This window comes from Flavihumibacter petaseus NBRC 106054 (assembly GCF_000974785.1).
In the GTDB taxonomy this organism is placed as follows: Bacteria; Bacteroidota; Bacteroidia; order Chitinophagales; family Chitinophagaceae; genus Flavihumibacter; species Flavihumibacter petaseus.
Genome location: NZ_BBWV01000003.1, coordinates 106,520 through 120,824, shown reverse-complemented (window position 1 = coordinate 120,824; position 14,305 = coordinate 106,520). Strand labels below are relative to the sequence as shown.

Annotated in this window: 10 protein-coding genes; 4 read left to right on the top strand and 6 right to left on the bottom strand. The window is 48.1% G+C overall.

The genetic code is table 11. The features are described 5' to 3' along the window. Positions 1-2: 2 nt before the first annotated feature. Genes FPE01S_RS15860 through FPE01S_RS15850 form a run of 3 tightly spaced genes read right to left on the bottom strand, consistent with a single transcriptional unit; the run spans position 3 to position 5,746 of the window. Positions 3-3,203, bottom strand: coding sequence for a SusC/RagA family TonB-linked outer membrane protein (locus tag FPE01S_RS15860; protein WP_046370048.1), 3,201 nt, complete (start codon positions 3,201-3,203; stop codon positions 3-5). A gap of 46 nt (positions 3,204-3,249) precedes the next feature. Then, complete coding sequence (locus FPE01S_RS15855; protein WP_046370047.1) at positions 3,250-4,419, bottom strand: hypothetical protein; 1,170 nt, start codon at positions 4,417-4,419, stop codon at positions 3,250-3,252. A gap of 52 nt (positions 4,420-4,471) precedes the next feature. Continuing rightward, positions 4,472-5,746 carry an MFS transporter gene (locus tag FPE01S_RS15850; protein ID WP_046370046.1) on the bottom strand — a complete coding sequence of 425 codons (1,275 nt, stop codon included), beginning with the start codon at positions 5,744-5,746 and terminating at the stop codon, positions 4,472-4,474. Positions 5,747-6,011: 265 nt separating this feature from the next. On the opposite strand from FPE01S_RS15850, the gene FPE01S_RS15845 reads away from it, so the two are divergent. Beyond that, complete coding sequence (locus FPE01S_RS15845) at positions 6,012-7,229, top strand: ROK family protein (RefSeq protein WP_046370045.1); 1,218 nt, start codon at positions 6,012-6,014, stop codon at positions 7,227-7,229. A 137-nt stretch (positions 7,230-7,366) separates the two neighbouring features. Here the strand turns inward: FPE01S_RS15845 and FPE01S_RS15840 are convergent, their stop codons facing one another. From FPE01S_RS15840 to FPE01S_RS15830, 3 genes are all read right to left on the bottom strand, one after another. After that, positions 7,367-7,861 carry an SMI1/KNR4 family protein gene (locus tag FPE01S_RS15840; RefSeq protein ID WP_046370044.1) on the bottom strand — a complete coding sequence of 165 codons (495 nt, stop codon included), beginning with the start codon at positions 7,859-7,861 and terminating at the stop codon, positions 7,367-7,369. A gap of 114 nt (positions 7,862-7,975) precedes the next feature. Beyond that, positions 7,976-8,671 carry a hypothetical protein gene (locus FPE01S_RS15835; RefSeq protein WP_046370043.1) on the bottom strand — a complete coding sequence of 232 codons (696 nt, stop codon included), beginning with the start codon at positions 8,669-8,671 and terminating at the stop codon, positions 7,976-7,978. A gap of 60 nt (positions 8,672-8,731) precedes the next feature. Then, a complete protein-coding gene (locus FPE01S_RS15830; protein WP_083990296.1) occupies positions 8,732-9,547 on the bottom strand; it encodes an AraC family transcriptional regulator in 816 nt (271 codons plus the stop codon). 30 nt (positions 9,548-9,577) lie between these two features. Here FPE01S_RS15830 and FPE01S_RS15825 point away from each other — a divergent pair, with 30 nt between their 5' ends. The 3 genes from FPE01S_RS15825 (at position 9,578) to FPE01S_RS15815 (ending at position 14,271) form a co-directional block, all read left to right on the top strand. Then, entirely contained in the window at positions 9,578-10,450 is an 873-nt protein-coding gene (locus tag FPE01S_RS15825; RefSeq protein WP_046370041.1) for an AraC family transcriptional regulator, read from the top strand. 61 nt (positions 10,451-10,511) lie between these two features. Further along, complete coding sequence (locus tag FPE01S_RS15820) at positions 10,512-11,249, top strand: SDR family oxidoreductase (protein ID WP_046370040.1); 738 nt, start codon at positions 10,512-10,514, stop codon at positions 11,247-11,249. 373 nt (positions 11,250-11,622) lie between these two features. Beyond that, a complete protein-coding gene (locus FPE01S_RS15815) occupies positions 11,623-14,271 on the top strand; it encodes a glycoside hydrolase family 38 N-terminal domain-containing protein (RefSeq protein ID WP_046370039.1) in 2,649 nt (882 codons plus the stop codon). Positions 14,272-14,305: the final 34 nt, after the last annotated feature.

The following is a 14,305-nucleotide window of genomic DNA, read 5'->3' as shown; positions in this document are numbered from 1 at the left end:
GTTTAGAAGGTCAGGGTTACACCTGCTGCAAAGATTTTTTGTTGCGGATAGTAGCCATTATTCACCCTGGGAGATTCAGGATCTACCCCTTCAGGCAAACCAGAGATGGTAAAGATGTTGGAACCTTCAGCGAACACCCGGAAACGGTTTACACCGATTCTTCTGGTCATGGATTCCGGGATACTGTAGCCGATCTGCGCAGATTTCAGGCGCACATAAGTGCCATTTCTAAACCAGAATGTTGACGCCAGGCCATTGTCCCCACCGTGTGTGGTAGAGCTTAAGGTGATCCGGGGAAATGTTCCATTGGGATTGTCTACGCTGTAGGCATTCTCTACGAGGAACAGCGGCGAGTTGGCACCTTCTTTAAATGTCTGCGTCCAGATGGTGTTATCATCGTATCCATTGAAATAGGTACCGGTGAGCGATACTTCAAACAGGGCACCGCCGGTAAACTGTGCATTGATATCAAAGCCGTTCCAGGAAGCGCCGAGGTTCAGACCATACATCAGTTCCGGGCGGTTCGGGCGACCAATCAGTCCCCTGTCCTGGTAATCAATCTTACCATCACCATTCAGGTCCTTGTACCGGATATCACCGACGTTTGGCCGGCTGCCATACCATGCGGCTTCATCAATTTCCTTTTCAGACCGGAACAAGCCATCCGCTACCCAACCGGAAATAACGCCAGTCTTTTTGCCGGATACTTTCTGAATTTCCGGTGAATTCGGGCTGTCATTATACTTTATCCACCTGGCTGTGGCATAGCTTACGTTAGGAGAAACAGAGAATCTCAACGCTTTGCCGCCCAGCTGCACTGCGTGCTGGTACTTCAGCAACAACTCAAATCCCTTTGAATCTGTTTTTCCATAATTCTCGTAGGTGAAATAATATCCTCCCATGGATGGCGGGTAGCCGGCGGACATCGACATTAAGATGTCATAGGTATAAGTGTAGAATACATCGAATTCGGCAGTGAGTTTTCCTTTCCAGAAGCTCGCATCAAAACCTGCGTTGTAAGAAAGTGTCTTTTCCCAGGAGAGATTGGGATTGGCAATCACGCTGGTGTACATGGAGTTGTTCAACACCCCGTTCAGCGGCAACTGGCTTCCAAAGGAGTAGGTGCTCAGGTAGGAATAGGGACTTACATTATCGTTACCCAGGAGGCCGGCCGAAACTCTGATCTTCAGATCATCCAGGAAGGATGGCTTTTCCATAAACCGCTCTTCGGTGATCCGCCATGCCAGGGAAGCAGACGGGAAAAATCCCCAACGATTACCATCTACATTTCCTGAAAATTTATACGAGCCATCATAACGTCCGGTAAATTCTGCCATGTATTTATTGGCATAATCATACTTGGCCCTGAATACATATCCTACGGACCGGGCCCTGTCGCTCCAGCCACCATTGGGAGAATTAGCCGGTGTACTTAATCCCAGTTCCGGCAGCTCAGGAAACATCACATCTCTTGCATAAGCGGAAAGGCTGTTCGATTTGGAATCCCGCACTTCGGCGAGCAGCAGGGCATCCACGCCATGCAGGCCGAACTTTCTTTCGTAAGCAAGACTACCCTGTCCGACCAGTTGCCGGGAATTGGTTTGCCCTTCTCCCAGGGAGTTGTAGGTGACACTTTTTGCATCCAGCATTTTCACAAACTGGTGCGCGCTGGTGCCATCGGGCAGCCGGACCGCATTGGTGTAATAGAATTCATCGAGGTTCTTATTGCGTGAAGTCCATGCGTCATACGCCCCATAGGCTCTTAGTTTCATTCCGGGTACCCAGGGCAGGTTATAGGTTAATCCAATATTGGTCTGGATGTCGACGCCGCTTGTTTTTTTGTACCCGGACTCATAAATAGCTGCCAGCGGGCTATTTGGAATGGAGGAGTTGTTCCGTGGTGTTACGCCTGTATATAATCCCTCATATTGTACGGGCAGGTAAGGATGCATCCCAATGGTCTGCTTTGCAATAGAGAACCACCCCTGCTCTCCCAGGTAGCTGTTGGCGTCGGTGCCACCGGCCACATAACCGGGCGTCTGTTTACTGGTGACGGCACCCGCAACACCCAGGTCAAAAGTTACATTTTTGGCTACCTGGGCCGACACATTTGTCCGCAGGTTGTAGCGCTTGAAGTTAAAATTATCGATGTTCCCTGACTGGTCCTGCATGCCCAGCGAGGCAAAATATTTGACATTGTCCTTAGCACCCTGCAGGGACAGGCTATGCCTGGAATTGCGACCGTTACCAAATACCTTGTCAATGTAATTCACATTATCCCAACCATCCGTGGGATCGTTGTTCAGCATCTTCTCCACATCTGCACCGGTAAATATGGGAACGTATTGACTTTTATCGGTTATCGTGCCATTGGCCAGCTTGTCCATCATGTCGGCCATATTGTAATAATGGGCGAACTGCGGACCGTTCATAAACTGCGGGAAATTGGCGTTTACGGAAACGCCTGTTGAACCGGTATAACTGATGGTTGGCTTAACGCCGGAACCTTTCTTCGTGGTTACTATTATTACTCCACCCGCCGCCTGGAGACCATATACGGCAGCAGCGGCACCGTCTTTTAATACAGAAATACTTTCTACATCATTAGGGTCGATATCATTGATTGAGCGCGGGATCCCATCGACAATATAGGTTACCCCTACCCGTGAACCACGAATAATCAGGCCAGCCTGGTCGCTGCCGGGTTCCCCTGATTCCTGAACAGAAGTTATGCCCGGTAAACGGCCGCCCAGCAAACTGGAGATGTTCGTAGAGGGCGATTTCAGCAGTTCAGTGCCCTTGATGGTAGACACGGCACCGGTCACCGCCGTTCTTTTTTGGGTACCGTAACCCACCACTACTACTTCACCCAGGGCAGCGGATTCCTGTTTCAACACGACAGCGGGCAATGACCCGCCTTTAACTGCTACCTCCTGGGGGGCAAGGCCCACATAGGTAAACACCAGGACGCTTCCTCCTTCCGCTTTGATTTCATATTCACCCTTGCTATTGGAGACTGTGCTCCCGTCGCCGTTTTTTATACTGACAGTTACCCCTGCCAGCGGCTTCCCTTTATCGTCACGAATCACGCCTTTCACTGTTTGTTGTGCGAATGCAGAAACACCATACCCGGTAACCAGTACAAGCACCAGTAACCAGCGTCGAAAGCCTGGATGATCAATAATTGATTTAAAACATAGCATAATATTTGGTTGAGCTATTAAAAAATAAATAATCGGAATGCTGTGATCAGAGATCCACTGGCACCAGGATCAGCGGCGTAGGCAGGCAGGATGCGCCCGGCGGTGAATAGGTAAAGTTGATCTCCTGGATTTCTTTTGTCGGGTCAGGTTTGTATACCTCAATAAGAATCGCTTCCGGTGCGCCTTTGGTGATCAACTGTTTTAGGGGATATTGCCGCACCGTCTTTTGCATATGCTGATCATAAAGTGCCATGGTTAGTCCCATGCCGCCACACCACTGGCCATTGTCTGATCGCGCATTCCAGGTTATTAATGCCAGGCCCTTCCCATCGCTGCTCTTCCATTTCAATCTGGCATTGTACAGCACGCCGTAGTTGCCATCGTTCTTGGCATCTTCTTTCTCCGGTCCGATGGTACCCCTGATCCACGGATCATCTTCACCGTCGGCGACAACCAGTTGAGATACGCCATTTTTGGTATCGATAATGTCGTTGTTGGTGATTTTGTAATTGGCTACAGGAAAGACGCCCCGCCCGGCATTCACATGACTGAAAGGAATGATCGTATCGATCGCCGGATAGGCTTTGGGACCTGACTTTTGCGGCGCTGTCTGCAGTACGCTGACCAATGCCGGCTGATCCACCACGAACTCATAAAAGCCATGCACCAGCTCATCATAGTTGACGATTTGTTTTTCCAGTTTCTCGTCTATAGCGATTACTTCTCCGGGTTTTACGGTGCGGACATGCTGCTTTACAGTTGAGTTGAAATAATCTTCGAGTCCCTGTTTTCCAATTTGAAAATAATTGGTGGATGGCTTTTGCGAGGAGTATTTCAACATGCGGATGCGCATGTTTTCGTGCCCGAGATTTTTAATCACTGCAGAAATCTTGCGGGGCATCTTTTCAGGAACAGTTACGCCATTAACATTGTATACATACAGGCGTACGGCACCGGGACTTACTTCTTCCTGCAGTACGATCGCCTCCGGGATCCGGATGTATTCGGGATCATCAGAAATGATGAATTGCGGTCCGGGTTGTACTTTTTTCTGGTAACTGATCCTGGGGAAACTCTCCTTCAAAAATCCATCAAGCAGCACAACATCCCCCGGTTTTGCCGTTACAAGCTTTCCGGATACCTGTTCCAGGCTGCTTTGGGCCTGCATTTCACATGCAAAAAACAATGTCACCAACGACAACAAACTGATTCGCATAAATAACAGTAATTAACAGTTGAATGAAAAGATCAAAATGGTTTGCTGCCAGTTATTCCCTGGCTGTAGCGAGCGGTACGAGCCACACCACGATAAAAGCAGGGATGGTAGCCACCAGCACCCAGATGAAAAAGGTTTTATATCCGAGGTAGTCACTGAGAAGTCCGCTGATCATAGATGGGATCACAAACCCAAGGTTTACGATACCGCTGGCAAAAGCATAGTGTGCCATTTTATACTTACCGGGTGCGATATTCTGCATGATGAAAAGAATAATCCCGATAAAGCCAAAGCCGTAACCGAAATATTCGATGGCGACGGAGCCGGCAATCACCGGGAGGCTTTGCGGTTGGTAAATGGCCAGCAGGGCGTAGGCGACGAAAGGAACATTGAAAAAGGCGCATAGGATCCAGAGCCTTTTCCTGTCGAGTCCTTTTTTGGCAACAAAGTGCCCGGCTACAATAGATCCCAGCACAAAGGCGATGGCGCCGATGGTACCATAGAGCAGGCCGATTTCAGCCGTGGTCAGTCCTAATCCGCCTGCCTGCCTGTCCGCTTTAAAAAACAGGGGCGTTATTTTAATTGCCTGCCCTTCTGCAAAGCGGTAAAAAACAATGAACAGGATGCTGTAAGCAATATTTTTCTTTTGGAAGAAGGTAATGATGACATCTTTCAGTGTTGCCATTCCTTCTTTCAATGAAGTAGATTTCTTCTTTGCTTCGTTTGAAGGCAATACGCGTATGGTGTACAGGCCTATTCCCAGCATGATGATGCCATAAGCGAACATCACCAGCATCCAGGCAGTTTTTATCCCGGTTCGCTGCTCCAGTTTACCGGCCAGGTATACCAGGACCCCGCCTGAAAACACTTTGGCGATATTATAAAATGCGCCTTGCCAGCCGACATATTTTGCCTGTTGCGTGGCATCGAGTTCATTCAGGTATACCCCGTCTGCGGCGGTATCATGGGTTGCCCCGCTGATTGCTATGACGGTCAGTAAGGCGATCGAAATACTGAAGAACTGATCGAGCTGAAGCGACAGGCCGACCAGGCCAAACAATACGCCTGTCAGTACCTGGGTGATATAAACGAAGAACTTTTTCGTTTTGTACAGTTCCAGGAAGGGTCCCCACAGGGGTTTTAGTGACCAGGGCAGCATGACCAGGGAGGTCCAGAAGGCTATGGAAGCATCTGAGACGCCCATATTCTTGTACATGATGGCGCTGGCACCTGACAAAGCCACAAACGGCAGGCCCATTGCGAACCAGGTACTGGAGATCCAGAAAAGGGGGTGCAGGGTTTGGGTTTTGTCAGTGTTCAGGCTCATTGCTGCTGGTTTGTTTCTGCTCGCAGGATTAAAAAGACCTCCAACCAACCGGTGATCTTAATTAATTATATGAGCAAACAGGCTTATCCACCAAATTAAATAACAAATTCTCATATTAACAGCCTTTTACTAAAATATTTTATTAATTAATCTCCATTTAATATTATTTATAGGTATTTGACCGTCCTTAAATATTATTTATCTGCTTTAATCTTGCATACTATTCCAAAATGGTTTTAATTTGACGGATTCAATTTTGGTATTTATGATATTCTGGGATGATCTGGAAAGCGAAAGCAAGCCGGGTATTGCGTTGAAAAACAACTCCATAAAGAAGGAAATCATCAGCATTCTGTCCCTTTCCGGGAATGTGACGATTCCGGATCTGAGCAAGAAACTGGTGATCAGTGTTCCTAAAATAACGGCGTTGGTAAACGAGCTGATTGCTGACAGCATCGTTAGCGATTATGGAAAATCGACCGTGGCGAGCGGGCGTAAGCCAAGTGTCTATGGCCTTGTAGCAGATTCCGGCTTTTTCCTGGGGGTAGATATCAAACACTCCCATATTAATATCGGACTGATAGACCTGTGCAAAAACCTGGCTTCAACTTCCAAGCATATCCCTTATACCCTGACGAATGAGAGGCATTCGCTGGACGAATTGTGCAACATTATCAAGACTTTTATTGCCAACAGTGCGATCCCGGGCGATAAGATTGTGGCGATGGGACTAAACCTGTCGGGGCGGATCAACTCCACTACCGGGTACAGCTATAGTTTTTTCCATTTTAATGAGGATCCGTTAAGTGTTTACCTGGAACAAGCCACCGGCATCAAGACATTTATTGAAAATGACTCCCGGGCAATGGCGTATGGAGAATACATTGCCGGCGCGGCGAAAAATGAGAAGAATGTGTTGTTTCTCAATCTTGATTATGGGATCGGGATGGGGATCATTATTAACGGGCAGCTTTATTATGGCAAATCAGGGTTTGCCGGGGAGTTTGGTCATATACCCTTTTTTGACAATGAAATCATTTGCCAGTGTGGCAAGAAGGGTTGCCTGGAAACCGAAGCTTCCGGAAGAGCTTTAACGCATTTGTTCCGCGAAAAAATTAAAAGTGGCTATGCCAGCATTATCACGAAAGACATGGCGCCTGAGGATATCAAGCTGTCGCACATCATCCAGGCGGTGAAAGATGATGATGTATTGGCAATTGACCTGATCGCAGAAATAGGGGAAAAACTCGGCAAAGGGATCGCCACCCTCATTAATCTCTATAACCCGGAGCTGATCGTTTTGGGAGGGGCACTGGCAGAAACATCGGAGTACATCCTGTTACCCATAAAAAGTGCCATCAACAAGTATTCCTTGAACCTGGTCAATACAGACACGCAGATCAAGCTTTCCCAGTTAAATGAAAATGCCGGTGTGGTGGGGGCTTGCTTTTTAGCGCGGGACCGTGTTCTGGAGGCACGGTGAAACAAGAGGTCTATTACCCCTCAACAGGTAACTTTTGAATTCCTCAAAAATACTTTTGGAGAAAAGCCAGTCAGTATTTGATATTATCAGGCTCCGATAGTAGTCTCCGGTGCCTGGTAAAAATCCCATTTTGTGTGCTATCCCCTCTTGCGACCATCGAAGCCGTAGTTTTCAAATGTCCAGTCGATGATCACTTCCTGGATCCAGCTGTAAAATGAATCGTTGGTGACTTCGGGGGCTTCGTGAGTGTAGTCAACATCATGTTGCCAGAACACTATTTTGCAGCTTCCGTCCTCCAGGGTGTTTAGGTCAAAACAGTAATGGTTACCGTAGCCGTCGGGTGAAAATGGCACCAGGTTCGGGAACATGGGGTTCAGGACTTCCTGGTGTTGGACATGGTAAAGCCGGTCCATTGACTTTTGACCATGCTCCTGCCCTACCCCATACAAGCTGTCGCCCATCAGGGCAAATCCATTATGATATTTGATAAATTCAACATACTCGTCAGGCAACTGCAAGGAGTATTTCTCCTGGAAGAAGTTTATAGCGTGTTCCCTGGCAGGCGGATTCAGGAACATAACCTTGTCGGAGAACAGGTACAGACTGTTCAGAATATCAGCAAGCATCATCATCCAAATCTAATGATCTGCCATTAAATAATCCAAACGGAATTACGTATAATTTTTGTGTTGATATAATCTTCAACTACTGTCATGATGACTATTACTCATTTGCGTTTCTTCCAACTACTGCTTTTGCAGTAAACTCATATCGGCCCGGAAGGCCAATGTCTCGGCGGTGATGGAGGTGATGACGTTGAGCTGCAACGCATGCTGTATGGCCGAAAGATCGTCCTGCAGGTTTTCCAGCCGGCCGGCCTCACCGAAACTGTTGAACCCTATGAACAGCAGCAGCTGGCTCAGGTTGCCGCCGTCCACCATTTTGAAGGTCAGAAAGGTTTTTATCCCGGCGGACTGGCAGCGGGACTTTAGCTGCTCCACTACTTTTTTTCCATCGACTATGTCGTGCACCGTTAGGTTGATCATCCGAAGAAATTTTGACCGCAGGCCGGTGCTGTCGGCAAAACTGAGGGCAGGGAGGTTGACGAGCTTATAGCCACCCATAAAGTCTGCATAGGGGTAGGTATTAAGGGTATTGTCGGCGCCGTCTTCGGCAGGTGACACCGGATGATCAAAGTCGCTCCAGGAATGGTTGAACGTCGCATCTACAAAAACATCGTCCCGGGTTCCGGAGATGATGTACCAGCCATACCAGCTCCATTTGTCGTGGTGATCCCTGTGCCATTGCAGGTGCTTTTTGTAGCCTGACTCAAAATGCGATGCTTGTGCCGGTTTGGGTTTCCAGTAGGAAAAATGCGCCACATTCCCCTGGGCGAGTGTATTGCCGGAAATGAGCAGCAGCAGGAAAACGATGAATCTCATGAATGATTTTCGGTAAAGCTAGGCAGGCCCGTAACGAAAAAATTGTAAAAAAATGAACTCCTACAGTTCTGAAAAGCAATTACTGATGGGATTGTCTTCCCTGAAATATTCCTTAGGCGATTGACCTGCCACGCGCCGGAATAATTTCACCAGGTGTGACTGGTCAAAGAATTCTGCTTCGTAACAACATTCCGTCAGTGACTTGCCGGGATGCTGATTCCTGTACCGGACAAAATAATTGAGCTGAATAATATTGCTGAATGCCTTGGGATTAATGCCAACTGACTGATTGAAGACGGTGTCGAAATGCTTTTGAGATAACCCGGCTGCCTTTACCAAACGGTCGATCTTCACTTTTCCATTATGGCGTAAGATCTCACCTACCGAATAACGGATGTATTGAGACTTATGGGAGGAAAAATCTACCCCTTTACAAAGCTTCAGCAAGGCGGTTTCAAGGTTTCGGAAAGTTTCTTCCTGGTTTTCCGAGATACAATCTGCCAATCCCCGTGCGGGGGCAATGTCCTGCAGCGGCAGTATGGTGTTCGTGATGAGATCGGCCGGGAAGCCAAACAAAAGATTCAGGGTATGCGGGTAGAACCTTATGCCGTATAAGACGGCATCGTTTTGCAGTTCGAGGGCATACCGGGTAAGTGTTTGTCCGGCGAAAAATGAAACTGGCTCATTGACCCAGCCAGACTCGTTGTCTCCCCTTTTGGCATTGTTGGCGGACAGGTGGAAAATGATTTCATGGTGGCCATCGGGCAAAATGTTTTCGGAATAAACGGGATCGGGCAAACCCGATACCCGCACACACCAGAATGATTTCACTATTGGCGATAAGCTGGCTGGTATATATGTCTGAACAGTGACCATGGTTGCTGCAAAGCTGCGTATATTTATACAATGCAGGAGCAAAAAGAAAAATATGATGGCTTGCCATATGATGCGCTGGGAATTAAAATCCGCTCCGACGCCAATCCCTATCTTTCTGCTGAACTTCAGAAAAAACTACTGGAGCCGCGCAAATTATCTTCCTATTTTATTGTATTGATCGAAAGCGGTTCAATAACTTATAATATAGACGAACAGGACTTTACACTTACAGACGGGCATTTGCTTTTTGCCATGCCCAATCAGTTTTTTATTCCCCCTGCCAAATCAAGAGATCTTAAATATTTCAAGCTGCTGTTTGATGAAAATATCCTGGCACTATTGCCACAACAATTTCCCTTTTTAGCCAACCCATTATACGGACAAACCATGGCACCTGAGCCAGCCGCAAAAGAGAGAATCACTAAGGTGTTTGGAATACTCAACCAGCTGCTGTACCTGGACAAAGTTGAGACCGATACTGAAATAATATTGGCTTACCTGAACACTTTGCTGTCTGAACTGAACAGCGCTTATTTCAAAAACAGGGAAACGGGCAATAGCTTAAACGCCAATCTATCGAAATTTATTGAGTTCAAACTGGTGGTGGAAACGCACCTGACAGAACAACCCTCCATCCCTGCCATTGCAGAAAAATTAGCCTTATCTACCAACAGCTTATACCGCATCGTAAAAGAATATTCAGGAACCTCACCAAAGGATTTCCTGATTAATCGCCTGATGGCAGAAGCGCAGCGAAAACTCCGTTATTCCAATCTTTCCATCAAAGAATTAGCCTTTGAACTGGGCTTTAATGACCCGGATTACTTTTCAAGGCTGTTTAAAAAGAGCACCGGCAAAAGTGCCAGTGATTTTTTACCCGGGCAGGATTTGTCCGGCAAGTAGGATGAATCGTCCATCTCCCCTGTTTTTCAGCCTGCTACTTTTACTTCATTAATTCAAAGTAATGAAGACAGCGTTAGTAACAGGTGCCAACAAGAGTATTGGTTTTGAAGTTGCCCGGCAACTTGCCCAGGCAGGAATATATGTTTATCTCGGCACCCGAAATTTACAAAACGGCATTGCCGCCGTTGATCAGTTGAAAATAGAAGGACTACATCAAGTAGAAGCCATTCAGCTGGATGTTACAGACGATGAATCGATAGCTAAGGCCCGTAAAGAAATTGGCGAGAAAACAAAAGCGCTTGACATCCTCATTAACAATGCAGGTGTTTTTGGCGGTTACCCGCAATCGGCATTGCTGGCAACGATTGACCAGTTTAAGGCAGCTTATGACATCAATGTCTATGGCGTGGTCAGAACCACACAGGCTTTTATTGATTTATTGCAGCAGTCGTCAGCACCCCGTATTGTAAATGTAAGTTCAAGCCAGGGTTCCATTACCCTGCACAGCGACCCCAACTATAAATATTACGACTACAAAGGCGCCGTATATCTCTCTTCGAAATCAGCGTTGAATATGTATACGGTTGTTTTGGCTTATGAATTGAAGCATACCAATTTCAAAGTAAATGCTGTTTGCCCGGGCTATACCAAAACAGATTTCAATGGGCATCGTGGCCCCGGAACGGTGGAAGATGCCGGAAAGCGGATCGTGAAATATGCCCTGATCGGCAATGACGGCCCCACCGGGAAATATTTCAGTGAGGAAAATAACCCGGAGACAGGAGAGATTCCCTGGTAGGACACATCATTGCCTTGCCCCTTGTAACCGAAGGAGGGCTTTGCCCTCCGACTTTGTCTGCCGTAGCGCTAGCGGAGGTAGAAGCTTTAGCGATGAAGGGCTTTGCCCTCCGAAGCTTTAGCGAAGGAGGGTGCTACTTTTCTGAAAACGAGGAATTCATAACATTGAATGAAATGAGCCACCAGACAGCGTTTCAGAAATCTATACGATTGTAAACAGCTAATGTAAACTTCCTGACAATCCTGCCGATACCGATATATCCTTAATCTTATGCTTGTCTGACTCATTTTTAACGGATAGGTTAACCAGTGAATGGGCAACCCGGATTTCGGTTAAATTCGATACGGACAATTTTCAACGATTAATTAGTCATATGGTGAAAAGGAAGGTCTGGTTCCTGGTCCTGGTAGGAATTTGCATTGCATCCTGTTTGACCGCGCAGGTTACCGATATCTGGGTGGTGTTTAAAACACATTTTGACCTGGGCTTTACGGATCTGCCCGAAAATGTATTTAAACGTTACCGGGAGGAAATGATGGACAATGCCCTGCGGGTCATTGAAAGCAACGAAAACGCTCCCAAAGAAAAACGATTTGCCTGGACCGTCTCTGGCTGGCCATTGGAAGCCCAGATCCTGGGACCCCTGCAAACGCCGGAACGCAAGGCCAGGATTGAAAAGGCGATCCGGAACGGCACCCTGGTAGTGCATGCACTCCCCTTTACCACGCATACGGAATCACTGGATTACGAGGACCTCGTTCGCGGACTGGGTTTCTCTTCTTCCATTGCCAGGAAGTACGGATTGCCCTTGCCCATCAGTGCGAAAATGACCGATGTGCCCAGCCACTCCTGGTTCCTGCCCACACTGCTGCAACATGCAGGGATTAAGTTTCTGCAGCTAGGTTGTAACCCCGCCAGCCAATACCCCAGGGTTCCGGAACTCTTCTGGTGGGAAGGTCCCGATGGTTCAAGGGTTTTGTGCAATTACACCGCGTTATACGGTTCTGAGATCAAGCCAACCCCCGGATGGCCCTGTAAAAACTACCTGGCCATGCAGATGACGGGCGACAACCACGGCCCTCCCACTGCCCAGGAAATCGACCAGCTGCTGGCTTACGCTGCAAAAGAATTGCCGGGAGTCAGGGTCCATTTCGGAACACTGGATGACTTTGCCAAAGCCGTCCTCGCTGAGCGGCCTGATCTGCCCGTTATCAAGGGCGATTGCCCGGACACCTGGATCCACGGACTGCAAAGCAATCCGCAGGAAACCAAACTGGCGAGACAGATCCGTCCGCTGGAATCAGCATTGGACCAACTGAATACCCAGATGAGCGCCTGGGGAGCACCGGTGGCGTCCGTTGCACCCTTGCTGGCTAAAGCCTACGAGCAGAGCTTGTTGTACGCCGAACATACCTGGGGCATGAATGCCGAATACGGTCCCCGGTATAGCTATGGCGATGACTGGATAAAATGGATGGCTGAAGCAGAAGCCGAACCGCTTCCTGAAAACGGCAACTATGCGGCACTGACAAACAGTGATGCGCAGCATCCATCTACCGGCAGTAAACGAAAATGGCTGCGTTCCTATGAGGACAAACGCCAGTATATCCGGAACACCCGCGATAATGTTAAACACCCTTTGGAAACCGATCTTAACCTGCTGGCTGCTTCCGTCAACAAAGACGGGAAGCGCGTGGTCGTGTACAATCCCCTGCCCTGGAAACGATCCGGAATGATTGAAAATCCCTGGGAAAAAGGAAAGTTCTTTTATGTGAAGGACGTAGCGCCTTCGGGCTACAGTACTTTCTCCTTTGAAGAATTGGCGCTGGGCACCGGCAGCAGTGATGAACAACCGGTTTTCAGTACCCCATATTTCAACGTGAGACTTGACCTGACCCGGGGCGGCATTGCTTCCCTGAAAGAAAAATCAACGGGTCGTGAACTTGTTGATCAATCGGCTAAATATGCATTGGGACAGTTCCTGCACGAGCGTTTCAGTGCCAATGAAGTGGACCAGTGGTTTAACGTTTACAGTCGCATTAAAGATGGCTGGGGACTAAATGACCTGGGAAAACCCGGTATGCCACCTGCCACGAAAGTCCCTTATCGAGCGTTTACTCCCAGTGCCTGGAAGATCCGGGTAGCACATACTGCCGTGGCCGATATTGCTACGCTGACAGCGGTATCTGCTGAAGGCTTTGCAAAAGGCTATACGCTGGTATTTACCTTTCCCCGTTATGCACCCTATATTGATGTGGAGTGGACGGTAGACAGGAAAACACCCGATAAACAGCCGGAAGGCGGATGGTTGTGCTTTCCGTTTAAAGCAGCACAACCATTGTTTACCGTGAGTCGCCTGGGCGGACCGGTGACTCCCGCCAAAGACATTATCAATGGAACGAACCGGTATTTGATGGCGGTGAATACGGGCGTAGCGGTAACGCAGGCAGGTCAGCCAGGCATGGCATTGTGTTCGCCGGATGCGCCCCTGGTAAGTCTTGGCAAACCCGGCTTATGGCATTTCGATACCAGTTATGTGCCCACTACACCGGCGGTATTTGTGAACCTGTACAACAATATGTGGAATACCAACTTCGCGTTATGGCAGGGTGGTTCCTGGAGCGAGAAGGTGCGGCTGTGGCAGGTTCCGCAACAGGCATCAACTGTTTTGAACCTGGTTCAATATGGATGGGAAACCCGTCTTCCTTTATTAACTGGTGTGGCGGATGGTGCCCCCGGAAAACTTCCGGCAACCAATAGCGGCATTTCCCTTTCACGGAAAGGAATCCTGGTTACTGCCTATGGTGAAGATCCGGATGGAAATGAAGGTACCCTATTAAGGCTTTGGGAGCAGGCGGGTGTTTCAGGAAAGATCGCCATCACCCTTCCCGGTCAGCAGTTTAGCAAAGCCACACCGGTAAACCTTCGTGGTGAAGTAAGCGGTAGTTCAGTGAAGATTATCAATGAGAAATTCAGTTGTGCGATCAGTGCATATGCACCCATAAGTTTTATACTGGAATAAAATACTATTGGCACTCCTAATGCCACCAGGTATA

Excerpts from the sequence above, each read along its gene's own strand:
- FPE01S_RS15825 (WP_046370041.1), top strand. The coding sequence starts at position 9,578 with ATGCAGGAGCAAAAAGAAAAATATGATGGCTTGCCATATGATGCGCTG.
- FPE01S_RS15845 (WP_046370045.1), top strand. The coding sequence starts at position 6,012 with ATGATATTCTGGGATGATCTGGAAAGCGAAAGCAAGCCGGGTATTGCG.
- FPE01S_RS15835 (WP_046370043.1), bottom strand. The coding sequence starts at position 8,671 with ATGAGATTCATCGTTTTCCTGCTGCTGCTCATTTCCGGCAATACACTC.
- FPE01S_RS15815 (WP_046370039.1), top strand. The coding sequence starts at position 11,623 with ATGGTGAAAAGGAAGGTCTGGTTCCTGGTCCTGGTAGGAATTTGCATT.
- FPE01S_RS15840 (WP_046370044.1), bottom strand. The coding sequence starts at position 7,861 with ATGATGATGCTTGCTGATATTCTGAACAGTCTGTACCTGTTCTCCGAC.
- FPE01S_RS15820 (WP_046370040.1), top strand. The coding sequence starts at position 10,512 with ATGAAGACAGCGTTAGTAACAGGTGCCAACAAGAGTATTGGTTTTGAA.
- FPE01S_RS15850 (WP_046370046.1), bottom strand. The coding sequence starts at position 5,746 with ATGAGCCTGAACACTGACAAAACCCAAACCCTGCACCCCCTTTTCTGG.
- FPE01S_RS15860 (WP_046370048.1), bottom strand. The coding sequence starts at position 3,203 with ATGCTATGTTTTAAATCAATTATTGATCATCCAGGCTTTCGACGCTGG.
- FPE01S_RS15855 (WP_046370047.1), bottom strand. The coding sequence starts at position 4,419 with ATGCGAATCAGTTTGTTGTCGTTGGTGACATTGTTTTTTGCATGTGAA.
- FPE01S_RS15830 (WP_083990296.1), bottom strand. The coding sequence starts at position 9,547 with ATGGTCACTGTTCAGACATATATACCAGCCAGCTTATCGCCAATAGTG.